This window comes from Microcoleus sp. Pol1C5 (assembly GCF_036701115.1).
GTDB lineage: Bacteria > Cyanobacteriota > Cyanobacteriia > Cyanobacteriales > Microcoleaceae > Microcoleus.
Window position 1 is genome coordinate 28,087 of the sequence record NZ_JAUBQE010000020.1, and the last position, 23,828, is coordinate 51,914.

The window sequence follows — 23,828 nt, forward strand, 5'->3', positions numbered from 1 at the left end:
GTCAACTCCTCTCCCCATCTCTCGAACGCTATAGACAATCTAGATGCACAAAAGCTTGATGATATGTTGCGGTTATTTTAACTTTAGCTAGGGGCGATCGCGTTAACTTAGAATTGAGAGTTTTTAGGAGTTGAAGTGGGAGCTATATTTCCGCGATCGCGCCATAGCAACAACGGAATGCTTAACGTTCCTAAAATCATCACAGTTCCAGTCAGTATCCAAACTAGCACACGATTTGGGCGATAATCACCTCGCTCAATTTGCCAGAAAACTCGATTATAACGCCATGCTGCTAAGGCAATCACCGCAATCCCCAAAACGACCAGACTCAGCCCTAAAGTTTCTGAGTTGAAGAAGGGAGGGGAGGAAACTTCTTGCTGAGTCACTGTAGCTTGAAATTGACGGAGAAATAAACTGAACCGACTGATGGCAAACCCAAAACCAATTAAAGCGAGTGAAGTTCGTAACCATGCAAGAAACGTGCGTTCATTTGCCTGATGTTCTCGCTGTCGGTCTATTTTAGGACTCTTGTGCATCAACTCTACCTTTATAAAATATCTTAAGCTTTCCCTCGTTGATTATTGTTTCAGTTTAGATTGGGGAGGGAAGTATCGGTATTGCGATCGCGATCCATCATCACCAAAAAAGATAGTATCAGTAAATCGACAAAAAAGCGATAGCCTCCATCTCTATCAACACAAAAGAAGAGGACACAGCAATGCTGTGTCCCTACAAATACCCCAGTTAAAATCCAGTTTAAAAAGACTTAGCCGCCCCGCCGGACTGAGCCTTTTTATCCAACCAATCCTGACCCAATCTGATTGTCACATCCGACTGCAAAGAACCGGTACTCTCCACCAGCACATCTCCAAAACCCAAAAACTGGCGAATCGCTTGAGCACCTTTAATATCGCCCTGTTGAGCTACTAGAGTAGTTACCTCCAGCGGTTCGGGCCAAGCTTTATAAACCTGAACATTCCGATAACCGGCTTGAGTCAGAGTATTGACAAAAGCTTCAACAGCCGATTGATCTCCGGTACTATCTTGAATCGCCACATTCAGAAAAGTCGAATCAGCATTCTCAATTTGCCAAGTATTTTGGCCGAAGTCAAAATGTTCTGCCACCAGAGTTTCGATGGCATATTGGTCTGGCAACCAAAAACTTGACTTGTAGTCCTTAGCATCGCTAAATTTACCGGGAACCATCAACATCTGCACGCCAGCGCGATCGGTTTGAGTAGCAAAACCAGCCAAAGCTACCAATTCTTCTATACTCAAATTGGTGTCAAGGTGAGACTGAATCACCGATAAAATCTTCGGTAGTCGAGACAGCAAGCCTACATTTACTTCCTGTTCCACAAAAGCCCGCATCAACAATTGTTGGCGCTGCACCCGCCCGATGTCGCCCAAATCGTCGTGGCGGTAAAGCAAATATTGCACGATTTGTTCGCCGTTTAGTTTCTGCTTGCCGGCCTTTAAATCTATATATAAATGCTGGCTTTCATCGGTATACTTCATGTCTTTAGGGACATTAATAGTAATGCCACCAAGGGCATCTACCAAACTTTTTATTCCATGAATATTAACTGTGACATAGCGGTCAATTCCCACACCGCCCAGGAGTCCACTGACTGACTTCGCTGACGAAGCCGGGCCACCGTAGTAATTAGCTTCGTTGATTTTTACCTCGCCCCTGCCTTCAACATAGGTACGGGTGTCTCGCGGAATGGAAAGCACGCTTAACTTTTTATTTTGAGGGTCAAACCTAACCAACAGCATGGTATCGGTTAAGCCCTTAAATGAGTTTTCCCAAACCTCGTGTCCGACATTTTTGTTGACACTTCCTTCGATGTCAGAGGTCAGAACTTTAAGTCCTAAAACTAAAATATTAACTGGCCGAGTCAGCTCCGGCATCTTCATGCTGAGCTTTGCCATGTCGCCTTGAGAAAACACCGCCGCTTCTTCAGGGCTCAACTTTTGTTGCTGAAGCGGCGTTGTAGAAAGGGAGACGGCTAGCAACGCTCCGGCGGTGGCTGAGAGCATTGCTACTCCAGCCAAACCAAAACCAAAACCCAGCCAGCGGCCTCGATGGGGCTGGGAAGCTTTTTTGGTTGCAGGTTGAGCAGTTGATTGTTGGATAGGGTCTTGATTAGGAATTTTTTGAGCTGGCACTGGCTTCCTCACACACAACAAAAATAAAAAAGATAATGGCAATATGTAGTATCAAGCTGAAGACGCAATCAATCAATAGGGTAGGGGCTTAAAAGAACCCTAAATTATGATAAATGTTTGCCTACTACTTGCTCGGCTACGCGACTAATTCCGGGCAACCATAGCGGTTGACGCTTCCAGAGGCGAACCATCAGTCCCAGAGCAACGACGAAATAGCTGGTTGTTAGCAGGCTACTCATTAATAACATGGGAAGTGTCGGAGATTCCGCAGAAATCGCTCCAGCTTCTAAAAGAATATGTCCTAAGAGCCAACTAAAAGCAAGGGCAATTGCCAAGCGGCTGACGGCTTTGCGTTCGGGGCTGCCCTGACGGCGGTAAAGAGTCCACAGGGCCGGGAAAAAGCCGATGACTGGGATCATTAATACAAACAGACTGGCACGATCGAGTTCAGGATTTTCTAAGGGATCTGTATTTTTCATAATTCGCTACTCAAAATTTGCAGAAGGTCGGATTTTGCACACAAGTTATTTGTTAGAGGCAAAATTTATATCCTAAACCAAAATTCGGAGATCCGGGCTGGTGCGCGATCGCCAAACTTGTCTGTCAGAGGTAAAATTTTTCTCCCCTCCCAATCTCGCGACCGATCGTTGGCAACTTTTCGACCCGGAGACCCGTATTTTGATAAACTGGATACAGCACAGCAGACAGGAGAACAGACTTAGCCATGACCCAATCCCAAAAATCAATTGTTATTGCTCCATCCATATTATCAGCCGATTTTAGCCGTCTTGGAGAAGAGATTCAGGCGGTCGATCGAGCTGGGGCTGACTGGATTCACGTAGATGTGATGGACGGTCGCTTTGTTCCTAATATTACTATCGGGCCGCTGATTGTTGAGGCAATTCGCCCGGTTACTACCAAGGTGATCGATGTCCACTTGATGATTGTGGAGCCGGAGAAGTACGTCGAGGACTTCGCTAAGGCTGGTGCTGACATTATTTCGGTTCACGCCGAGCATAATGCTTCCCCTCACTTGCACCGCACCCTCGGCCAAATTCGGGAATTGGGCAAAATGGCTGGTGTGGTTCTGAATCCTTCTACGCCTTTGGAGTTGATCGAATACGTGCTGGAACTTTGCGATTTGGTGCTGATTATGAGCGTCAATCCGGGCTTTGGCGGTCAAAGTTTTATCCCGGCTGTTTTGCCGAAAATTCGCCAGTTACGCAAAATGTGCGACGACAAGGGCCTCGATCCTTGGATTGAGGTGGATGGCGGTTTGAAGGGGAACAATACTTGGCAGGTTCTGGAAGCGGGCGCAAATGCGATCGTCGCTGGTTCTGCTGTGTTTAAGGCGAATGATTACGCAGCGGCGATCGAGGGTATCCGCCACAGCAAGCGCCCGACTCCTGAGTTGGCGGCTGTTTAATCAAAAATTCGATCTTGTCCGGCGAATTACCCACAATCAAAGTGGTTTGTAGTGATGACTTTAGTCCTTATTGGCTCAAAGATTTAAGAAAGGACTGAACCTCACTACAAACTTATTATGATTAGATCGCCTGACTTAATAAGTAAGCCGATCTAGTTCATAGAAAATTAAATTTTGAAAAAGGCGATCGTATATTTTGACTCCTATCAAGTCCGATGCAAGATGCAATCGGACTTGATATCATTTGGTTAAACTACTTACAGAATTGCAAAATCTGCAACATTAATCAGCCCTGTTGACACATTGCTGAGAGTTGCTAAAAGTTGACCGGAACTGGTAACTCGGATCGAAGTAGAATTATTTTCTACCGCAATGCTCAGTTGCGAGAAACTTAAACCGCCTGTCAAGCCGATCGCATCGCGACCATCTTGAAAGTCTAAAATAGTCTCGCGGCCGAAGTCGATACCTAAGATAAAGCGATCGTCCCCAGTACCTCCAATCAAAGTATCATTCCCCTCATCTCCAAATAACCAATCGTCCCCAGCACTACCCAGTAAACTGTCTTCATCCTTGCCGCCATAAATAGTATCGTTTCCAGCATCACCGTTGACGGTATCCTGACCTTCATTGCCAAACAACAAATCGTTGCCCAAACCACCACACATCTGGTCTTGACTGCCAGCGGAGCCGATCGCCAAAGGGCTGCCAATATCCCCGTACATAGTATCTTCTCCGTCGCCACCACAGAGAGTATCGCTGCCCTCATCCCCAAACAGCACGTCGTTGCCCAAATCTCCTAGGGCCAAATCATCACCCTTACCGCCTCGCACTGTATCGTTTCCATTACCGCCAGAAAGGGAATCTTCGGCTGCTTGCCCGTTCAGGTAATCATCGCCACTGAGGCCAAATATCAAATCGCGACCTGTAGAATCGATGTCTAAAGAGTTAAGAGTACCACCGTATAAGGTGTCGTTACCCTCATCGCCAATTAAAGTATCGCTCTGTTTGTCTCCAAAAATTATGTCGTCATCTTTGCCACCGTAAGCAACATCTTCGTTCTCGCCCGCAAAAATTAAATCATCTTTAGCACCCCCATTGAGGTAATCATCGCCCTCATTGCCAAACAGCACGTCGCTATCTTTGGCAGAGGGAAGAATGGCTATATTTCCTAGATCTATGCTGAGGTAAGATCCGCCATAAATATTGTCATTGCCAGTCAAGCCAAACTCCAAGTCGTTACCATTTAAGCCGTTGATTTTGTCATTGGTAATCGAACCCTCCAGAATGTCGTCGCTTTCTGTACCGTTGGTGGTGCTATTTGTTTGGTTGGGGCCGCGAATAGCAGTCTGGCTGGGAAAGGTTATCTGCTTGCAAATGCAATCTTCGTCTTGAGTTTCTGGCGTTGGCGTCGGAGTTTCCGTTGGAGTTGGAGTTGGCGTCGGAGTCGGAATCGGAGTCGGAGTCGGAGTTTCCGTTGGAGTCGGAGTCGGAGTCGGAGTTGGAGTTTCCGTTGGAGTTGGAGTCGGAGTTGGAGTTGGAGTCGGAGTTGGAGTCGGAGTTGGAGTCGGAGTTGGAGTTGGAGTCGGAGTTGGAGTCGGAGTTGGAGTTGGCGTCGGAGTTGGCGTCGGAGTCGGAGTTTCCGTTGGAGTCGGAGTCGGTGTCGGTGTCGGAGTTTCCGTTGGAGTCGGAGTCGGAGTCGGTGTCGGAGTTTCCGCAGGAGTTGGAGTCGGAGTCGGAGTTGGAGTTTCCGTTGGAGTTGGCGTCGGAGTTGGAGTCGGAGTTTCCGTTGGAGTTGGAGTCGGAGTTGGAGTCGGAGTTGGAGTCGGAGTTTCCGTTGGAGTTGGAGTCGGAGTTGGAGTCGGAGTTTCCGTTGGAGTTGGAGTTGGAGTCGGAGTCGGTGTCGGAGTTTCCGTTGGAGTCGGAGTTGGCGTCGGAGTTGGAGTTGGAGTCGGAGTTGGCGTCGGCGTCGGCGTCGGTGTCGGAGTTGGTGACTCCAAGTCGTCATTTACGATCGTACCTATGCCCGTCCCTTTGGTAATAGTTGCATTGACAGCGGTGCTGAGGTTGACGTTAAATGTTTCGTCAGTTTCAAACTTAGAATCGCCGTTGACAGCAACAGTAATGGTTTTTGTCGTTTCCCCGGCATTGAAGGTGACGCTGCCTGTGACCGCGGCGTAATCGCTATCAGCAGTGTTAGCAGTACCGTCTGACGTGGCGTAATTGACGGTGACGGGCAAGCTAAAAGCTGCTGAGAGAGTGGCAGTAAAGGTGGCGCTAGCAGTACCCGTATTTCCCTCGGTAACAACTACATCATCGATCGAGATACTAGGAATATCATCATTGGTGATGGTAGCAGTGGCGCTGCTGGTGGTGACAGTCGAACTTTCCGGCGCTGCGGTCAAATTTGGATTGGTGAGGGTGACGGTAATTGTCTCGTCAGGTTCAACTGCGGTTTCGCCCAAGACATCCACAGCAATAGTTTTAGTTGTTTCGTTGGCGGCAAAGGCGATCGTCCCTGTGGCGCTAGTAGCCCCCGCAGCATTGATATTATTGTAGTCTGCGCCGTTGGTTGCGGTGCCAGCGATCGCATAATCTACTGTACTCGCTACCCCCGTGCCGCCGCTGCGAGTGACGGTGAAGGTAACGGGTTGAGTGCCGGAGTTGCCTTCTGTTAAGGAACCTGTGGCTGGAGTTGTGAGTGCGATCGCATAAAAAATCGAGTCATTGGCTGCAATAGTCACCGTAGCATTGCTGTTGGCTGGTGCGATCGCATAATTCCCATTTCCCAAATTCAATCGCAGCGTTTCTGCCAACTCCGGTATAGCGTCATAAACTGGAGTCAGAATCACATCCACAAAGCTTTGCCCGTTGGGAATAGTGACCGGAAAGGTACTGCCCAGATTGTAGTCAGCAGCAACAGCGGTGCTACTGCCATCAATGGCGAGATTCACCGTCAAATTACCGACTGTGCTATCACTGCGGCTAACGCGGAAAGTGCCTGGATCAATAGGAGTTTCAGAGGCTGAATTATCCGGCGCGGTGATGCTCACAATCTGCTGTACTTCAACAGCGCCGATGTCAACAGCACTGCCAGAAGGCCGAGTTAAGCCACGCTGATCCGTAGCAGGTGCGATCGCGCTGTTACCCGCATCGATCGCGGGACTACCTGCATTCAGTGCGTGGGTTTGCGTAGGACCGCCATTATTTGCCAGCGCTGCCAAATTCGGGTTAATGGGAGTGGCAGCAGTGCCTACTTGGTCGCCGCTAACGCCATTCGTGAAGCCAGTAGCGCCGCCAATTCCAATTAAATTATTGCCCTCACTTGTAAATGTGCCGTCTACATCGGGGTTTAAAACAGTAGCCGTGTTTCCAGCAATGATGGTGTTGCGGACATTTGCCGTCAAGGTATTGAAGATGCCGCCGCCTTGGTTTGTTGCACTATTGAGAGTAAGAGTGCTACTTCTCAGATCCAGCGTACCGCCATTTCTGATCGCGCCAAAGTTGGTTGCGGTGTTGCCAGAAAACGTGCTGTTGGTAATGGTTGCCGCGCCCTCGTTGACGATCGCACCTCCATTTTGTGCAGCCTGATTACTGTTAAACGTGCTGCTGGTCACACTCAATGGCTGGGCGTCGTTTCTGATCGCACCGCCATTACCCGCCGAAATGTTGTTAGTGAAAGTGCTATTGAGAATGCTCAGCAGTTCGCCCCCGCCTCTGTGGTAGATAGCGCCACCACCGTCAGCGGTGTTTTGTGCACTATTACCAGTAAAGGTGCTGCCAGTAATGTTTACCCCACCGCCATCGATCAAGATGGCACCGCCACCTTGACTGTTCGCATTCGCTGTGTTTTCGATGAAAGAGCTGTCAACAATGGTGAGAATACCGCCACCGTGCCTGATTGCGCCACCACCGAAACTGTTGACTGTATTGGCAGTAAAGGTGGAACCAGTTATTGTCACTGTGCCGCTGGTGTTGAAGAGGGCAGCGCCTCCTCCAGCGGTGTTGCTCAAAAAGTTAACGTTGGTAAGGTTCAGGGTAACGCCGAAGCCGTTATTAATCGCACCGCCGCCGCCACCTGTATTAGCGTTAGCAAAGGTGAGGTTAGAAATGCTAACAGGGCCGGTAGTAGTGGTTAGTATCTGCACTGCGCTGTTACCGCTAACTGTCAAGGTAGCTGCACCTGGGCCGTTCACACTGACGCTTTCATTAATAGTTGGTAGTGTCGTAGCGAGGGTAATTGTGCCCGTAATGCCAGTCAGGTCAATAATATCTGCCCCTGGAGTAGCATTCGCTTGGGTAATCGCATCTCGCAGCGATCCTAAGCCGGAGTCGTTGGTGCTGGTGACTCCAAAAGAAGCTAAAACGCGATCGTAATTTGCGATCGCCTCTTGGGTGAATGCTAAAGGTGTCTCAATCGAACCAATTGTTACTTCTAAATCCCAGTCACCGCCTAATGCAGCACTTCCTGTCAGGTTTTTGGAAGCAGCGATGTCTGCACCTGTGAGTTGATTGAGGCGTTGCAAGAACGATCGCCCCGCTATCGGTGGGGCGATTTCTGCCGCCACGTTGCAACCGTACAGGAGGATATCGGCGTTAGGGGTTAAGGCTTTTTTCCACTGCTGAAGTCGATCGGCATATTCGTTTAGGTTTTCAAAATTTAGCTGAATTGACCCCAGTTGCAAATTTCCAGGCCCGCCGTGAGAAACAATGTGAACAGCGTCCAGATCGCTGTAGCTAGCTAATAACTCTGTAATTTGCTCTACTCCATCCCCCGCCCGATCGAGGATAAATATCTCTTTCTTTGGTTCGGCGCTTGGTGCAAGGCTTTGATAATCTTCAACGGTTGGGTCAATGACAACTATTTGCGTAATTTTTTCCATGATCGATTTTCCTCGTAGATGCAAAGGAAATGGAGCTTAAAAGCGGCGATCGTCTTGCCAAAAGAATTCAAATTAGTATTGACAAATAATCATTTGAATCCACTAGCTAGGTTTGGGAAAGCTTGTACAAGGCAAGATATAATGCTTAAGTCATAAGCAGCTTAGAGTCTTACTAAGACAACACAAGGAGCAAATTTGTTCCCAATCGCCAAAATTAATCAGTAAGTAAATATAGCTATCAACCCGATCGCGCATTCGAGCCCCGACTTCTTTAAGAAATCGGGGCTCTGTTCTGTTTATTCAGGTGGGCTTTCTTATTTCGAGACAGAGGCGAGAATGCTTTCCATCTCAGAAAGCTCGATCGCCCCGGAGAAAGTTTGGCCGTTCATAATAAAAAATGGAGTGCCTTCAATGCCCAGTTGTTGAGCGAGTTGCACGTCTTTGGCAATGGCGGCTTCGGCGGCGGGGCTGTTGCGATCGGTGTTGAATTTATCTAATTTTAGATTGAGCTTTTGGGCGATCGATCCGTACAATGGTTCGCCTAACTCTTTCTGCCCTTCAAACAAAGCGCTGTAATATTCCCAAAATTTCCCCTGCTGTTGGGCAGCCCAAGCTGCTTTAGCTGCTGGCAGGGCTTGAGGGTGAATTGAAGTCAAGGGAAAATGCTTGTAAGCTAAAGTAACTTTGTCTTGGTGTTTTGCCATAAACTGCTTGACAGTATCGTGAGCGCGCGCGCAAAACGGACATTGAAAGTCAGAGAATTCTAAAAGTACAATTTGCTGGGAAGGTGATCCCGTGCTCGGAGAATCTCCAATAGCAGATTTGGGATTAGTTTTCATCTCCTGCAAAAATGACTGCTGCGCTGCTTTGAGAGACTGCTGCTGCTGTTGCTGGTACGCTTGTACCGACTCTAAAATTGCTTGCGGGTTTTCGCGGATAATCTGCAAGACTTGCTCTTTCAACTTGGGATCGACTGAATTGCCAGCCGCTGACTGGGCGGGGGAACAACCGATAAATACCAGGCAACCTACCAGGAGTGCAGCAAAGCACAAGGCTTGCTGGCTGCGGAGTTTTCGCCAAATAGTGGATACGTTCATATTTTTTTTCTGATTCACGGCAACACTTAATCGTACATTTAATTTTGCGGAGTGTCAGGTATACTGCTGTTGACTGCTGTCGAGCTATTTTTAGCTTTGACCAATAATTAGTCATTGGCACTCGGTAATCCGTAGTTGGTAATTGCTAAGGGATGTTAATCTCTCTAACAGCTACGAGTGCAATAATTAAGATTTCAATCATCGGGATTTATTAAGTATTATGTCTCCTCGAACTACCGCAATCAAAAAGGTTTGTAATGAGGAATTGAGTCCTCATAATATTCTGAGAACTTGACTCCTCACTAGAAACGCGATCGCGGTTATTTTACAGGAGTAGATATAAAAGATAAAAGGACGATCGCCCAGGCGATCGTCCTTTTATTTCCTGCCGGCATTATCCGCTTTTAGGCTTGGCTGAATCGAAGATTATTTGCGGTTGTTGAGCCATTTAGCAGCAACTATTCCCAAAATACCAGCAACAACTGGATTTCCCAAAAACTTCATCAAACTCGGCTGTTCGGCCAGCACTTCTCGGAAAATATCTGGGTGATTGTGATAGGTAAACGAGGCCAGCTTGGTAACATCGTCAGCATTCATGCGGCTGGCGTGGTGGGTAGAAAGTCCTAGCTGCTTTTCCAATTGGCGATCGTCCAATCCTCTCTTGCCCAAATGCTTGAAGAATTCCCGCGCTACATCGTCGCGTTCGTTTGGCTTAATTTGGGCGATCGCCTTTTGCAATTCCGGTTCCAACTGAGCCGGCGGGAGGGAGTCGTGATTCAGGGAACGCCCGAATAATTGTTTGCGCTGAGCCGGCGAAGTTCTCTGAGCAAAATCGTCAAAGTTTTCGTAATCTTCACCAGTTGTCTCCGGCATCATTTCTCGATCGCCCTGGGCTAAATCGTTCATGATTTGACGCTTGTAATTATCGCTGCTACTCATGGTAACTCTCTTCCAATCTACACAACATTTCAGTCTTAAATTGAGATGCTTTCGCCTTCAAAAAACTGCGGAATATTAAACCGCCACGCGGCTATCATTTAAGCTTGCTAACCAGGTCAAGACTTGTATTCAATCTGATTTGATTGCTGGTCGTACTTAGCAGTCAAAATCAGTTTTTTGTCAGGAGCGTAAACCAAAACACTTACATCCTGATTTGGGAAATTGCGGTGAAAACCTTGTGCTAAAGATTTTGCCAAATCTTTCACTTCTGTCGGGCGGACTTGCGGGGTAATAACAACTCCCAATTTGTTATTGTCGCGAACGTAAGCATCCTGAACCAGGCCCTTAGCGGTCTTTGTTACCCATTGACCAAAATCTTGACCTGCGGCGGTATTGCCACGTTCTAGCTGCGCGTAATAACCCTGACTGCCACCAATTGCTCCAGGTACATCACTCGGTTTTTGGGCTGAAACGCTGGGCGCGCAGGCAGTCGTAACAGCCAGCATTAAAACCAAGAGTAAGCCCGCAATTATTTTGCGACTCTGCTGCAATAAACTCACCTTTTTTCCTCCCTTCTGAAAACAACTTGAATACTTGAAAGGGTCAGGTTGCTCGACCCTCTCAATTACTATTAGGCTTAGTCTAGTTTCTTTTTGAGCTCATCTTTTACATCTTCGATCGCGTGACCAGCTTCAGCTTTTGCCTGCTTGGCTTTGCCTTCTGCTTTATCCTTCGGGTCGCCAGTAACATTGCCTAGGGCTTCTTGAGCTTTGCCTGCGATGTTGTTGCCAGTTGCCTTTGCTCTATCTTCATTACTCATTGGTTTCTCCCTATCTGTATCTAATTTGACGTTTTTTACTTAATGAACTCATCATAGGTAACTAGGAGCGGCGTTGCACTCTACCTCTAGGAAGAAAGAATAAATAACAAATGGAATAGAAAATATGGAATATGGCATAGGGAACAGTTATTTGCAGTCTTGAACTAACTGCGACTTTCATACTTAATTATTTTTTTTTTACCGTTTCTGCTGGCTGCAATCAAGTATTTTTGTAAAAAACTGTTGGAGGGTCGCGCGTGCGTGCAAGACTATTTTTTTGAACCCTAAAAAATTTATAATTTTAAAATTTTATTTAACTTTGCCTTAAAAAGACGGGTGTAGGCAAGACCCGATCTTACCCCCACCCGAAAAAAAACTATTAGTTTTAATCTACCTTGTGATGACATTCTTCATCTATTTTGTGCTGAAGTTCTTCTTTCAACTGTTCTACAGCGCGCATAGTTTGAGCATCTTCTTTTTTTTGCTGACCGAGGGCTTTTTCTGTTTCCTCACCGAGCAATATTTCCCGCGATTTTGGTAGGGTGACTTGATTTTCGCTACCAATGTGGGTCGCGTTTTCTTCAGTATTCATTAGTTTTTCCCCTATTGTTTGCAAAAATTATTTTTAACAAGGGTACTTAGAAGTTAACCTTATATCTATCATAAGGGAAATCACGAAGACTTCCCTCTGTCTGAAGGGAGATAGGGGCTGGTGAAGAGTTCTGAGTTTTGAGTTTTATAGTTAAGATAAATTACGGAAAGTTCCATTAGCCCCAAAGGAGATAGCTGAAGGGGAATAGTGCGTGAGATTGCTTGCTGAGTCGCAAGGTCCGGACAGTGAATGAGTTGGCGAAAGGGGAGGAGGGGGGAGAATTTTTCTGTGGCGCGATCGTCCTAAGTACCTTTTGTAGTTTGTTTGATGAGGCTGTTTCGACAGCTTTGACATACTCCCCGACCGTCGCGGATGGAAATTCTAATTCATGGTTCATCGAAATCCACTTGCTATCTCAGGGTGCATCGTCAATAGTAGAGGGGGCATTCTCCCCACGCTTTCCCTCTTTAGAGGCGGATTCTCCTTGCCCAGAGATACCGTTTTGCTGCTCCATCCCTAGCATCTTCAATCCCTTTTTCACGATAATTAAAGTCAGTGAAGGAGTCGCCTCCTCCACTGCTCTCCAAACCAGAACGTGATAGTTGCCCATGATTCCGCTCCTCAATAAAACGGTTGTTGTCATCAGTACGTTGTTACCAACATATCGTTTTCCCACGCCCAAAGGCTTGGTTCCAGCGGTGGCTTAGGTTGAGCACTTTTGCAGCTAGATTTGTGGCTCTTTCGTAGTTACTAGGCTAAAATATTAGTAAATAGTTGGTATCAAAGTTAATTATGAAAAAGATAATGACCAAACTGCTAAACCTACCCGGAGTTATAGTAGAAGACAGCCGGCAAACAGATGAAACATTAATTTTCGATAGTTCAAGTAGAGACAAAAACGGCAATCTGCCCACACCGTGGTCGAAGTAGTCATCGTCTTCATCAAAATCAGGAACATTTAGTTAAAGATTTACCGATGGCGAATCGAGAAGTAGTTTTAAGAGTAAATGGGCGACAATTTAAGTGGGACAATTATGAAAAACCTTTCAGTGAAACCTTGATGTTTGTAGCCAAACGTCGAACTTTTACTAATAAATATGCACTAATGAGTTCCTAATATACTATCCATAGCGACGTTAATAACCTAGTTAAAAATAATGGCTCAACCAATGAATATGAATAAGTCTGGTCAATGGTAATGTTTATAACTGAATAAATCATGCCTATTTATGTATACAACTCAAACGGTTAGGTATAGATAAAATTAGTTTGGTTAAAAGACAAGAAAAATTTATTGTATTTTTGCTAGACATAGATACGCATAAGCTAGGAGGGCTAGTGTCATCTCGAACACACTCAAAAATAGAAAAATCGATGCGGCAATGGGGTAAAAAAGTGTTAGAACAGATAGAATAAGTAAGTATATATATGAGTGGCAATTATAAATTATTAGTTAGTGCGAAATTTTTTCCCAACTTGTGACGTAACAGTGGACAAATTTCATTTTACAAAAATGCTGTATGAAGAGTTAAATCAAGCGAGGATTGACAAAAACAAACGACATAAGCCTTAAAAGTTAAGGAAAAAGCTAAAGTATTTACTAGCTTAAAAGGTAGTAAATATATCTTATTAAAAAGCGCAGTTAAATTATCAAATCAACTTAAATAAAATTTAACTCAGTAAAATAAGCTTCACCGTGATTAGGAATAATGCACTAATTAAAGGAATAACTTCACTCCTTATTTGAAAATAGTAAAAACGTAGGGTAAGGAATATTGAAACTAATACATTGGATTAAAAAAGCCTATCAATACTATCGGAATAGTGTCGCACCAATCAAACGGTGGTTTGGGGAAATAGTCGGGTATTTTGAACGGCGAACAACCAAGGGTATAGTAGAAGAAATTAATAACAAATTAAAATTGTTAAAGGGTTGTGGATTTGGCTTTAGAAACTTTAACTATTTTGAAATTAGATCTGTGATTAGCGGGCATTTTCCTAAAATAAAATTTTAGCATAGTAGGTACGAAAGAGCCAAAATAAAAAATTTTGGGAATCCCAGTACCACAAACTTTCTACTTACAACTTTCTACTTATGGAATTGTTCAAGACTGAAGTATAGACGATTTATGGGAGGAAAGCTACTCTTCGGCACATATTAGCCGTATCATCTGTTGTTTAGTTCACCCTACTTCATGCAGTTTCACCTGAGTTCGGCTAACTCCAGCCAACTCGCAGTAATTGAGCAGCCTGCACGTTACTCATTGCGGCTTCCCAAATGTCTTTTGCACAATAGCTGTAAAAGTTACGAACAGGCAGAAACAATGAAAGCTACTGGTAAGGTGTATACAATTGATTTGGCTGGAAATCAGTATCAAAGCCCTCGCTACTTGCAAAGTCGGGCCAGGATTAACTCCCTCATCGACCATTATATGTCATTGGAAGTTTTGAGCGATCGACTTTCCGATCTGCCCCAGCAATTTTCCGCCCCGCGTCCCCGCCCTTGGGAGCCCATAGATTGGCAAGGAATCAATCGCGACCAAATTATTGGTGTCAAGCCAGAAATCTTTTTGCAAATTTTGGCAAGTGCGGCAGAAATTGAAGCTCCCATCCGCAGCTACGGTCGAGAAAGTTGGTGCTACTTACAGCATATTTACCCGCAAATGGCGCGGTTTATGGGAGGAATTTTTGATGCCAATGGCAACATCCTAGAGATAGGTGTCTGGGAAAAAGAAGAACGCCAACATTGCCCGACATTTAGGAAAATTTACCAGCAACTTACAGCCGAACAACTGCAAGTTAAACCCAATTCTGTGAAGGGCTGTCAATCTACAGGTGACGCTTGGCAAGATACCTATAAACACGTGATTAGTCGCCTGAGTACCGAGTGGGGAGCTACTTCTGTTTATTTATGGTTGATGGTACACTCCACTGGAGCGTTGCAACAGGCAATTTCGCAGCCTTTACAGGATGAGATAAATCATTTGGCTAAGTTTTGGGGTTTCAGCCGCTGGGCCTTCTCCCAGAGTTACTTCAATCAACTGAAAGGCTCTACCAAAAACCTAATTGCTTTGCTGAAACACCATCAGATTGAACGCACGCACGGTAACGATGTGTTTAATACTTCACTCAGTCTCAAACAGCTTTCTTTGGTGTTGGAATTGACTTTTACATTCACGCGAGTGATGGTGCGTTTGCGGCGCTGGAACCGCGAACTCAGTCGCAGTTATCTCAGACATTTGTTTGGTACAGCACCGATGGTTGATGCACCGCGCCATGTCGCTTAAATCTGAGATATTGCACGAGTTTCATGAACAGGCAAGATGCCTGTTCCACAAGAGTTAAATTATAGATAAATCATGCAAAGTACGATCGACCTTCCCGACAATCTCCCCCTGACTGAAGCCGATGTGAGGATAGAATTGGCGATCGGACTCGATCAGCTAATTTCCTAAACTGTCAAGTTTTATGGTTTAGGTTCTGGTTCCCACTTACATATAGACTCTGGCTTGAGAGGACAAGTCTTGGGTGCGATCGGATTTCCGCTGAGGTAGAGCTGCTTCAGATTAGTCAGCGATACTAGCGGTTTAATATCGTTCAGAAGATTGTTGTTGAGGTAAAGAAATTCCAGTTTAGTCAAGGATACTAGCGGTTTGATGTCTGCGATCTGATTGTTGTTGAGCCTGAGCGAAGTCAGGTTAGTCAAGGATGTTAGCGGTTTGATGTCTGCGATCCGATTGTTGTTGAGCCTGAGCGAAGTCAGGTTAGTCAAGGATGTTAGTGGTTTGATGTCTGCGATCTGATTGTTGTCAATTTCGAGCACATTCAGGTTAGTCAACGGTACTAGCGGTTTGATGTCATCTATTTGATTGTTGCGGATGAAGAGGTGTCTCAGATTAGTCAAGGATGCTAGCGGTTTGATGTCATCTATTTGATTGTTGTCGAGGCTGAGAACCTGGAGGTTAGTCAAGGATGTTAGCAGTTTGATGTCTGCGATCTGATTTTCGTTGAGCATGAGCCCAATCAGCTTAGTCAAGGATACTAGCGGTTTGATGTCATCTATCTGATTGTTGCTGAGGCCGAGAACCTGGAGGTTAGTCAAGGATGCTAGCGGTTTGATGTCGTCGATCGGATTTTCGTTGAAGTAGAGCCAAGTCAGGTTAGTCAAGGATACTAGCGGTTTGATGTCGCTGATTTTATTGTTGTTAAGGTTGAGATCCGTCAGGTTCGTCAAGGATACTAGGGGTTTAATGTCGCTGATTTTATTGTTGTTAAGGTTGAGATCCGTCAGGTTAGTCAAGGATGCTAGCGGTTTAATGTCGCCGATAGTATTGGTGCCGAGGTCGAGATTCGTCAGGTTAGTCAAGGATGCTAGCGGTTTGATGTCGCTGATTTTATTGTTGTTAAGGTTGAGATCCGTCAGGTTTGTCAAAGATTGCAAGGGTTTGATGTCGTTGATTTGATTGGTGCTGAGGACGAGTTCCTTCAGGTTAGTCAAAGATTGCAAGGGTTTGATGTCGCTGATTTTATTTCTGTTGAGGACGAGACGAGTCAGGTTAGTAAAGGATTCTAGTGGTTTGATGTTGCTGATTTTATTGTCAATGAGGAAGAGATCCGGGAGACTTGAAAGTTTTTGATTAGCTGCATCGCACTCATTAGTCCCTGCTTGCTGCAACAGCACCTCAACAGTATGTTTAGCTTCAGGACTCAAAGCAGCTTTTCCTCGACACCAGTCAGCAAATGTTCGTCCACGGTTTCCAGGTTGCGGTTCGGAGACTAACGCGGAAGGTTTATTGTTTCCCGTTTGCGTCTGTGTGACTAATCTGGAAGGTCTATTTCCACATGATGCTAGACCGATCGCACTTAAAGCAATTACTATCAACCTTGATAAATTCATATGTTTCTATGCAACTATAAATTTCATCATCTTGCATCTCTAATTTTCTGAATAGGCAATGGCAGGTTGGCAAACTGTCACGGCACTGCCAGATAGTTCTAAAATAACTGTGATATTAAACTAATAGCCAATAACTTTATCTGCACAAACTCAGGAAAATACCTTATGAACGGCCCAGCATCTTACGCATCATCTCAAATGACCGATCGCGATCGCGCTAACCTCAGCAAGTTAATCGATTACAGTTCCATCCAATCGATACCCGAATTTTGGGCGATCGTCAAACAACAATTCGGTCAAACCGTCGCCCTCCACGACCCCCACAGCCAGCCCGAAATCAAACTCACCTACACCGACCTCTACCAGCAAATCCAGCAATTCGCCGCCGGCCTCCAAGCCCTCGGCATCGAACCAAATCCAGGAGAAGCAGTCCCTCCCCGCGTCGCCCTCTTCGCCGACAACAGCCCCCGCTGGCTGATAGCCGACCAAGGTATCATGATGGCCGGGGCAGCCAACGCCGTTCGAGGCGCCACCGCCGACCCGGAAGAACTTTTGTACATCATCCAAGACAGCGGCAGCACCGCCTTGGTAGTCGAAAACCGGGCATTACTCAAAAAACTGCAACACCGCCTCCCGGATTTGCCCATCCAACTCGTCGTCCTCCTCTCCGACGAAGAACCGGAAACCACCCAAACCCTAAGCACGGTCAAATTTTCCCAAGTCATGACCACAGGGGCAAACCGCCCCCTCAAACCCACCAAGCACAGCCAGCAAACCCTCGCCACCCTCCTCTACACCAGCGGCACCACCGGCAAACCCAAAGGGGTCATGCTGACTCACGGGAACCTGCTGCACCAACTCACCACCTTGGGCACAATTCTCCAGCCCGAAGCCGGCGAATCTGCCCTCAGCATTCTGCCCAGTTGGCACGCCTACGAACGCAGCGTCGAATACTTCTTGCTTTCCCAAGGATGCACGCAAATTTACACCAATATTCGCTATTTCAAACAAGACTTTAAAACTTACAAACCCCAGTACATGGTCAGCGTTCCGCGCATCTGGGAATCGATTTACGAGGCAGTACAAAAGCAATTTCGGGAACAGCCACCTAACAAACAAAAATTGGTTAATTTCCTGTTATCTTCCAGCCAGCAATACATCGAGGCCCGCCGTATTTTTCAAGGATTAACTCTCAGTTTGAAACCTGCTTCTGCTACTGAAAAACTCATCGCCCGCATCAAAAGCATTCTGTTGTCACCCGTACACGCTCTCGCCGAAAAATTGGTTTACAAAAAAGTCAGGGAAGCTACAGGGGGACGTTTTAAATGGGCGATTAGCGGTGGCGGTTCTTTGGCCGCGCATATAGACAATTTCTTTGAAATAGCAAATATCGGCTTGTTAGTGGGATACGGTTTAACCGAAACTTCGCCGGTTTTAACCGTCCGCCGCCCTTGGCACAATCTTAAAGGTTCCGCAGGACAGCCCATTGCCCATACGGAAATTAAAATAGTAGACCCAGAAACCAGACAGCAACTGCCCACAGGCCAGCGCGGTTTAGTCTTGGCGCGGGGGCCACAAATTATGGCAGGTTATTATCTTAATCCCCAAGCGACTGCCAAGGCGATCGACCCCGAAGGCTGGTTCGACACCGGCGACTTGGGCTGGCTGACACCGGGAAACGACTTAATCTTGACCGGGCGGGCCAAAGATACGATCGTCCTCAGCAACGGCGAAAACATCGAACCCCAGCCCATAGAAGACGCCTGCGTCCGCAGCCCCTACATCGACCAAATTATGCTAGTAGGTCAAGACCAGAGATCCGTCGGCGCCTTAATAGTCCCCAATGCAGAAGCCGTGCAGAAATGGGCAGAAACTCAGAATCCCCCTGTACACGAAATTGACTGGAATAGCAAGACAATTCAAGATTTATTCCGCAAAGAATTGAACCGAGAGGTGCAAAATCGCCCTGGATACCGCGCGGACGATCGCATCGGCCCGTTCCGGTTGATTCAGGAGCCATTTTCGATCGAAAATGGAATGCTGACCCAAACCCTGAAAATTAAGCGCCCGGTTGTGACGCAACACTACCGCGATATGATTGACGGGATGTTTTGAAATATTCGCAGGACTTGGGGAATGGAAAAGAAACAATTATCCCAACACCCAAGTCCCGAGTCCGAGTCCTCAGTCCTGGGCTATTAGTTCATTTTTACCAGCTAATGACTCATGACTAATGCCTAATTCCTAATTGACAAGCAACAACTTTATGGAACCACAATTACTCTTGAAGCGATCGATTAACGTTAAAGTCGTCGTTACTCCCCGCTGGAAAGAAGAAGCTCAACAGCAACTCCAAGCCCAAATCAACCAAATAGACTCTCAGCTACAACAGTTAGAAATGCAAGGGCAGCGGATGATTTCAGAAATCAAACAGCAAAATCTACAGCCCCCAGGCCCGCAAATAATGCAGCAAATAGAAAACATTCAAGTGCAGGTGAATCAAAGAAAAAGCGAACTGCTAGAACAGAAAAACCAAAACCTGCAACAGCTTCAGCAAGTGCAGGTGCTAGACCTGGAACAAGAAGTGAGTCAAGGTCAAATTGACGGCACGTTCACTGTCGGGGTCGGAGAAAACTTGATTCAAAAAATGCAAGTAGAAATTCTCCTCCGCGACGGCATAGTCGAAGAAATTCGAGGTGATATTTAGAAATTGGTAAGTGGTAATTGGCGATCGGTAATTGGCAATTGATTTTGAGTCAAAATTCACACATCAAGAATGCGAGAAACTGGCATAATAATAAGTATTGCCGGTGGCCGAGCGCCAATTATCAATTGCCACATACCCATTACCTATTACCAACTCAAAAGGACTTTTTACAGATGATTCGCGAAGTTTTCATGCCAGCCCTGAGTTCGACAATGACAGAGGGCAAAATTGTTTCCTGGGTCAAATCCGCCGGAGACAAAGTAGAAAAAGGCGAAACGGTGGTGGTGGTTGAATCCGACAAAGCCGACATGGACGTGGAGTCTTTCTACGAAGGCTATTTAGCAATAATTATCGTACCTGCAGGCGAAGTTGCTCCGGTGGGGGCGGCAATCGCCCTGGTAGCAGAAACGGAAGCCGAAATCGCCACAGCTCAGCAGCAAGGAGCCGCCGCCCCAACTGCAGCAGCCGCCCCCGCTCCCAGCCCCGCTCCTGTGAGCGCAGCTACATCGTCAGCAGGTTTGCAGCAAAATGTCAGCCGCCAAAACGGCCGCAGCGTCGTTTCTCCCCGTGCTCGCAAGTTAGCCAAAGAATTTAAAGTAGATTTGAATTCTATCAAAGGCAGCGGGCCCAACGGTCGCATTGTCGCAGAGGATGTGGAAGCAGCAGCCGGCAAAGCCCAACCCGCTCCGGTTCAGCAACCGGTAACAGTCCCCGCAGCACCCGCACCCGCACCCGCAGCACCCGCGCCCGCAGCAGCCAAACCCGCACCCGCACCAGTCCCGGCGATCGCACTTTCGGGTCAAAAAGTACCGATGAATGCGCTGCAAAATGCGGTGGTGCGGAATATGGAAGCAAGTTTGAGCGTGCCGTCTTTCCGCGTCGGTTACACAATTACTACTGATAATCTCGACAAACTCTACAAACAAATTAAGTCGAAGGGCGTCACGATGACGGCTATGCTGGCGAAGGCTGTAGCAGTAACTTTACAAAAACATCCTCTGCTGAATGCTTGTTATGTGGAGTCGGGAATTCAATACCGTGCTGATATTAATGTGGCGGTAGCTGTGGCGATGGACGGCGGCGGTTTGATTACGCCGGTGCTGCAAAATGCCGATCGCCTCGATATTTATTCGCTCTCGCGCACTTGGAAGGATTTAGTCGATCGCGCTCGCACCAAGCAGTTGAAGCCTGATGAATACAGCACGGGAACTTTTACTCTTTCCAATTTGGGAATGTTTGGAGTAGACAAGTTTGACGCGATTTTGCCCCCGAATCAAGGCTCGATTTTGGCGATCGGTTCTTCGCGGCCGCAAGTAGTGGCTAATGAAGATGGTTTGATGGGAGTTAAGCGCCAAATGCAGGTAAATATTACTTGCGATCACCGGATTATTTACGGTGCTGATGCGGCGTCTTTCTTGCAAGATTTAGCGAAATTGATTGAGACAAATCCTCAGTCTTTAACGCTTTAGAAATCGTCCTAAATCTCCCTTTTACCCAAGGAAACTAAAAGGGAGATTTAGACCATTTTTTAACTAAATCTCTCATTATCTAATATAGACAAACTTTGGTAAAGCAGATAAAATAGATAAATGATAGACTGATGTTATGGCAGGATTGTCTGGAGCCGGTGGCAATTGGCAAGTTATTGATGAAATAGCCGATCGGGATGTCGTCCAACAACAAGATAAGTTATCATGTGGCCCTGCTTGCGGTGAAATGCTCCTTGGCGATCGCGGAATTAATGGTGCGAACCAATCTTTAATTGCCGCTGAAACTGGAGTACCTGTCAATACTGAAGATTTAGCCATCGCACTCAATACTCTGGATACAAACAGTTCTAGATTTTGGTTGGGCGGTACTATGTCTATTCCTGGGGCAACAAATTCTGAAATAGTTGAGGTATTAATTAGCACTGGTTCTTGGGCTGCTATTTTGTGGGAAACTTTAGCTGACTTAGGGCATATAGTCATTGTTGATGGACTCGACGATACAGGAAAAATTCTGATTCGTGACCCTTGGAATGCTACAAAATATAAAATGGAATTAGAAGAGTTTTTAAATTACTGGAACCTTCAAGCAGTTTACTCATTAATACGATGAAAGTGCAAGTTTTGTCTATTCAACCTGCGAGCGAACCTAATACTCACCAGGTTTGGGTGTCAGTTGGTACGGATACACACAAATTTATTTTTACAACAGAAGTCAATAAAGTGGGAGAACAGTTACTTCAGACTACTCGCGGCGATCGCACTTTTTCAGAAGTTTTCCGATTTAATCAGCGGGTAGCGATGAATGTGACAAATCTCGTTGTTAAATGCTACAATCATGAAACTATAAATCTTCCTGCAGATGTTGGCATTTTTGTCACTCCAGAAACAGCTTTATCAAAGCAAAAGCAATTTGAAAATAGCAGTTTAGCAGACACTGACTCACAACAATCCAAAGCAGTCGAGCGAGAAACCCGTCAAAAAGCGATCGCGATTGTTGAGAAGTTACCGGAAGCTGTACTTGATGAAGCCGTTAAGTTTCTCGAATCTTTGTATGTTAAGGGCGAGCCCGTCGAGTAGCGATCGTACTTTTTGTTGTGAGAAATTCAACCGCGTTTCGCACAGTGTAAATATACAGTCAACCAATAACTAATTACTCGATCGCACAGTCAAAACTTGCGGCGGCGTCGCATCCGGCGGATACAAGAAATCCACCTGCACCAAACGGCGTTCCCCCGGCTTCATATTCAGATTCACCAAAGGTTCCCCCTGCTGTCCCCGGCGCTGCACGATGTGAATGTAGCGCGTCAAAGTCTTGCCCCTATCATCATTAAACATCACCCGCACCGTACCTCGGAAAAATATCCGATTTTCAGGAGGGTCATAAAACATCAATCCCCCCGATTCTGTATTTGCTTTAATCGGTGTTTGCATTTTAATACTAACAGATTGGGTTTCACGAGATTTGTTGTAAAGGGGAAAAGTTAAGTTGTATTGAATCCCGTAATTACCGTGAGCAAAATAAGCAGTATCAGGATAGCGAGCTAACATTTTAGCACTTTGAACTTGACCCGTTCCAAAAGTACCCGTATCAGTAGTGCTCAAAGCATAAGAAAATGACTCGCCGCGCTTGGGAATCGTTAAATAATCGGTTCTCGAATTGTCCGTAATTTTAGCTTGCCACTGGGAACCTTCAGCTACTCCAGCTACGCGGCCGTAAATTTTTTGCACCGGATTTTCGCCTCTGGGAGTTGGTGCTAAATCTCTCGGTCCCGCTAAACCTTTGGTATTTAAAATATTTTCCCACTGTTCTAATGTGGGATATTGCTCGACTCCTCCTTGACTTTTAGGAGCAAACATTGCTAATGATGCTACATAAACCGAATTGCTGCTCGACATTCGCATCAAAGTCGATCGACCGTTGGAAGCAGGCGTGACATTCCCCACAGGTATCGGCAAATTCATCAGCATTCGGCTCTCATTGGCGGGAATCTCGATCGCAGCCGGCAAAATGGCTTGTCTGTATCCCCGCAGCACATCGCTCGTGATGCGGCTTCCAGGCCCCGCAAACACAGTGCCAAATCGATTCTCTAAATACGACGGCAAATCGACAAACAAAGCATCCGGCCGAGTTAAATAAGTCGCTCCTTGCAAGACATTTAAAGTAACAGGTTCCGAGTTGGGATTGTGGACAATTATGCCTTGAAATAAGGTGCGAGTTTCGGCGCGATTTTTAGCTTTGGCGATGTGGTGGGCGAAGATGTCAAATCGGCCTTTGAAGGGAAAGTTTAAGTGTGCAGAAGGTACTTGTTTGGCTTCTTGCGGAAATGTGGAGAGCAAAATGCCTTCAGTTTGCACAACTTCCGGGCTGTTGCTGTTGAAAACCGGGATGCTGTCGAGTTGTCCCGGCAAAACGCGCACTTGCTGGGGCTGCATGACTGTGTTTAGCGGGGCCGTTGTCTGCGGTTGTGGTAAATCCAGTTCGTTTTCCGGTAGCGGGAATTCTCGCTCGATGATGACTTGTTGGGTCGCAGGTGTCGGGATTGCTTGAGCTAAGGGTAGAATTGGCAAAAACATTGCTGTGAGCGCGTTTAACTGAACTTGCAGAAGATTGCCTTGACGCAAAGCAATCGACACAAAACTTTACCACAAGTTGGTTGATGTTTTTGGGGATTTTTGGATGTTAGGTGAATGTTTGCGGTAAATTGGGCGGCACAATTTAGGGCTTTGGAGAAGTCGCGTCCAAGGAAGGCAATGTAGCGAGCCTCTTCGTCTCGATCGACTACACCCCCAGTATACAAGTCCGGTACA

22 protein-coding genes are annotated in these 23,828 nt (G+C 46.3%); 10 read left to right on the forward strand and 12 right to left on the reverse strand.

The window, feature by feature from the left end:
• Positions 1-107: 107 nt before the first annotated feature.
• The 3 genes from QUA23_RS13065 to QUA23_RS13075 form a co-directional block, all read right to left on the reverse strand.
• Positions 108-536: a DUF202 domain-containing protein gene (locus tag QUA23_RS13065; RefSeq protein ID WP_333076382.1), complete on the reverse strand. Its 429-nt coding sequence runs from the start codon at positions 534-536 to the stop codon at positions 108-110.
• A gap of 220 nt (positions 537-756) precedes the next feature.
• The gene (locus tag QUA23_RS13070) at positions 757-2,172 is read right to left on the reverse strand and encodes an LCP family protein (protein ID WP_333076383.1); all 1,416 of its coding nucleotides are present in this window, start codon (positions 2,170-2,172) and stop codon (positions 757-759) included.
• 104 nt (positions 2,173-2,276) lie between these two features.
• The gene (locus QUA23_RS13075; protein ID WP_333076384.1) at positions 2,277-2,651 is read right to left on the reverse strand and encodes a hypothetical protein; all 375 of its coding nucleotides are present in this window, start codon (positions 2,649-2,651) and stop codon (positions 2,277-2,279) included.
• 245 nt (positions 2,652-2,896) lie between these two features.
• Here QUA23_RS13075 and rpe point away from each other — a divergent pair, with 245 nt between their 5' ends.
• Positions 2,897-3,598, forward strand: a complete 702-nt coding sequence (gene rpe, locus QUA23_RS13080) for a ribulose-phosphate 3-epimerase (RefSeq protein ID WP_015179568.1) — start codon at positions 2,897-2,899, stop codon at positions 3,596-3,598.
• Positions 3,599-3,855: 257 nt separating this feature from the next.
• Here rpe and QUA23_RS13085 read toward each other — a convergent pair whose 3' ends face one another.
• The 7 genes from QUA23_RS13085 to QUA23_RS13115 form a co-directional block, all read right to left on the reverse strand.
• Positions 3,856-8,478: a DUF4347 domain-containing protein gene (locus tag QUA23_RS13085; RefSeq protein ID WP_333110390.1), complete on the reverse strand. Its 4,623-nt coding sequence runs from the start codon at positions 8,476-8,478 to the stop codon at positions 3,856-3,858.
• Between the two features lie 314 nt (positions 8,479-8,792).
• The gene (locus tag QUA23_RS13090) at positions 8,793-9,575 is read right to left on the reverse strand and encodes a thioredoxin domain-containing protein (protein WP_333076387.1); all 783 of its coding nucleotides are present in this window, start codon (positions 9,573-9,575) and stop codon (positions 8,793-8,795) included.
• A gap of 426 nt (positions 9,576-10,001) precedes the next feature.
• Complete coding sequence (locus tag QUA23_RS13095) at positions 10,002-10,514, reverse strand: hypothetical protein (protein WP_333034605.1); 513 nt, start codon at positions 10,512-10,514, stop codon at positions 10,002-10,004.
• Between the two features lie 116 nt (positions 10,515-10,630).
• Positions 10,631-11,074 carry a hypothetical protein gene (locus QUA23_RS13100; protein WP_333076388.1) on the reverse strand — a complete coding sequence of 148 codons (444 nt, stop codon included), beginning with the start codon at positions 11,072-11,074 and terminating at the stop codon, positions 10,631-10,633.
• Positions 11,075-11,151: 77 nt separating this feature from the next.
• Entirely contained in the window at positions 11,152-11,334 is a 183-nt protein-coding gene (locus QUA23_RS13105; RefSeq protein WP_333063377.1) for a CsbD family protein, read from the reverse strand.
• Between the two features lie 385 nt (positions 11,335-11,719).
• A complete protein-coding gene (locus tag QUA23_RS13110; RefSeq protein ID WP_333076389.1) occupies positions 11,720-11,926 on the reverse strand; it encodes a hypothetical protein in 207 nt (68 codons plus the stop codon).
• A gap of 415 nt (positions 11,927-12,341) precedes the next feature.
• Positions 12,342-12,569: a hypothetical protein gene (locus QUA23_RS13115; RefSeq protein ID WP_333076390.1), complete on the reverse strand. Its 228-nt coding sequence runs from the start codon at positions 12,567-12,569 to the stop codon at positions 12,342-12,344.
• A gap of 261 nt (positions 12,570-12,830) precedes the next feature.
• On the opposite strand from QUA23_RS13115, the gene QUA23_RS13120 reads away from it, so the two are divergent.
• The 4 genes from QUA23_RS13120 to QUA23_RS13135 all read left to right on the forward strand — a co-directional run bounded on the left by QUA23_RS13120 (position 12,831) and on the right by QUA23_RS13135 (position 15,213).
• Positions 12,831-13,043: a transposase family protein gene (locus QUA23_RS13120; RefSeq protein WP_333076445.1), complete on the forward strand. Its 213-nt coding sequence runs from the start codon at positions 12,831-12,833 to the stop codon at positions 13,041-13,043.
• A 372-nt stretch (positions 13,044-13,415) separates the two neighbouring features.
• Positions 13,416-13,499 (forward strand): hypothetical protein, encoded by an 84-nt coding sequence (locus QUA23_RS13125; RefSeq protein WP_333076446.1) that lies wholly within the window; start codon positions 13,416-13,418, stop codon positions 13,497-13,499.
• A 202-nt stretch (positions 13,500-13,701) separates the two neighbouring features.
• The gene (locus QUA23_RS13130) at positions 13,702-13,941 is read left to right on the forward strand and encodes a transposase (RefSeq protein ID WP_333076392.1); all 240 of its coding nucleotides are present in this window, start codon (positions 13,702-13,704) and stop codon (positions 13,939-13,941) included.
• A 159-nt stretch (positions 13,942-14,100) separates the two neighbouring features.
• A complete protein-coding gene (locus tag QUA23_RS13135) occupies positions 14,101-15,213 on the forward strand; it encodes a hypothetical protein (protein WP_333076393.1) in 1,113 nt (370 codons plus the stop codon).
• Positions 15,214-15,392: 179 nt separating this feature from the next.
• Here QUA23_RS13135 and QUA23_RS13140 read toward each other — a convergent pair whose 3' ends face one another.
• Positions 15,393-16,823, reverse strand: coding sequence for a leucine-rich repeat domain-containing protein (locus QUA23_RS13140; protein WP_333076394.1), 1,431 nt, complete (start codon positions 16,821-16,823; stop codon positions 15,393-15,395).
• A 165-nt stretch (positions 16,824-16,988) separates the two neighbouring features.
• Here QUA23_RS13140 and QUA23_RS13145 point away from each other — a divergent pair, with 165 nt between their 5' ends.
• From QUA23_RS13145 to QUA23_RS13165, 5 genes are all read left to right on the forward strand, one after another.
• Entirely contained in the window at positions 16,989-18,938 is a 1,950-nt protein-coding gene (locus QUA23_RS13145; protein ID WP_333076395.1) for a long-chain fatty acid--CoA ligase, read from the forward strand.
• A 151-nt stretch (positions 18,939-19,089) separates the two neighbouring features.
• Positions 19,090-19,530, forward strand: coding sequence for a YlqD family protein (locus tag QUA23_RS13150; RefSeq protein WP_333076396.1), 441 nt, complete (start codon positions 19,090-19,092; stop codon positions 19,528-19,530).
• A 173-nt stretch (positions 19,531-19,703) separates the two neighbouring features.
• Positions 19,704-20,999: a dihydrolipoamide acetyltransferase family protein gene (locus QUA23_RS13155; RefSeq protein ID WP_333076397.1), complete on the forward strand. Its 1,296-nt coding sequence runs from the start codon at positions 19,704-19,706 to the stop codon at positions 20,997-20,999.
• A gap of 136 nt (positions 21,000-21,135) precedes the next feature.
• On the forward strand, positions 21,136-21,630 hold the full coding sequence (locus QUA23_RS13160) for a papain-like cysteine protease family protein (protein ID WP_333076398.1): 495 nt from the start codon (positions 21,136-21,138) through the stop codon (positions 21,628-21,630).
• An 11-nt stretch (positions 21,631-21,641) separates the two neighbouring features.
• Positions 21,642-22,097: a hypothetical protein gene (locus QUA23_RS13165; protein WP_333076399.1), complete on the forward strand. Its 456-nt coding sequence runs from the start codon at positions 21,642-21,644 to the stop codon at positions 22,095-22,097.
• Between the two features lie 69 nt (positions 22,098-22,166).
• Here the strand turns inward: QUA23_RS13165 and QUA23_RS13170 are convergent, their stop codons facing one another.
• Positions 22,167-23,594, reverse strand: coding sequence for a DUF3370 domain-containing protein (locus QUA23_RS13170; protein WP_333076447.1), 1,428 nt, complete (start codon positions 23,592-23,594; stop codon positions 22,167-22,169).
• Between the last annotated feature and the right edge of the window lie 234 nt (positions 23,595-23,828).

Coding starts and splice junctions, on each gene's coding strand:
- rpe (WP_015179568.1), top strand. CDS start 2,897: ATGACCCAATCCCAAAAATCAATTGTTATTGCTCCATCCATATTATCA.
- QUA23_RS13095 (WP_333034605.1), bottom strand. CDS start 10,514: ATGAGTAGCAGCGATAATTACAAGCGTCAAATCATGAACGATTTAGCC.
- QUA23_RS13115 (WP_333076390.1), bottom strand. CDS start 12,569: ATGACAACAACCGTTTTATTGAGGAGCGGAATCATGGGCAACTATCAC.
- QUA23_RS13170 (WP_333076447.1), bottom strand. CDS start 23,594: ATGTTTTTGCCAATTCTACCCTTAGCTCAAGCAATCCCGACACCTGCG.
- QUA23_RS13110 (WP_333076389.1), bottom strand. CDS start 11,926: ATGAATACTGAAGAAAACGCGACCCACATTGGTAGCGAAAATCAAGTC.
- QUA23_RS13155 (WP_333076397.1), top strand. CDS start 19,704: ATGATTCGCGAAGTTTTCATGCCAGCCCTGAGTTCGACAATGACAGAG.
- QUA23_RS13065 (WP_333076382.1), bottom strand. CDS start 536: ATGCACAAGAGTCCTAAAATAGACCGACAGCGAGAACATCAGGCAAAT.
- QUA23_RS13085 (WP_333110390.1), bottom strand. CDS start 8,478: ATGGAAAAAATTACGCAAATAGTTGTCATTGACCCAACCGTTGAAGAT.
- QUA23_RS13140 (WP_333076394.1), bottom strand. CDS start 16,823: ATGAATTTATCAAGGTTGATAGTAATTGCTTTAAGTGCGATCGGTCTA.
- QUA23_RS13145 (WP_333076395.1), top strand. CDS start 16,989: ATGAACGGCCCAGCATCTTACGCATCATCTCAAATGACCGATCGCGAT.
- QUA23_RS13160 (WP_333076398.1), top strand. CDS start 21,136: ATGGCAGGATTGTCTGGAGCCGGTGGCAATTGGCAAGTTATTGATGAA.
- QUA23_RS13075 (WP_333076384.1), bottom strand. CDS start 2,651: ATGAAAAATACAGATCCCTTAGAAAATCCTGAACTCGATCGTGCCAGT.
- QUA23_RS13150 (WP_333076396.1), top strand. CDS start 19,090: ATGGAACCACAATTACTCTTGAAGCGATCGATTAACGTTAAAGTCGTC.
- QUA23_RS13105 (WP_333063377.1), bottom strand. CDS start 11,334: ATGAGTAATGAAGATAGAGCAAAGGCAACTGGCAACAACATCGCAGGC.
- QUA23_RS13090 (WP_333076387.1), bottom strand. CDS start 9,575: ATGAACGTATCCACTATTTGGCGAAAACTCCGCAGCCAGCAAGCCTTG.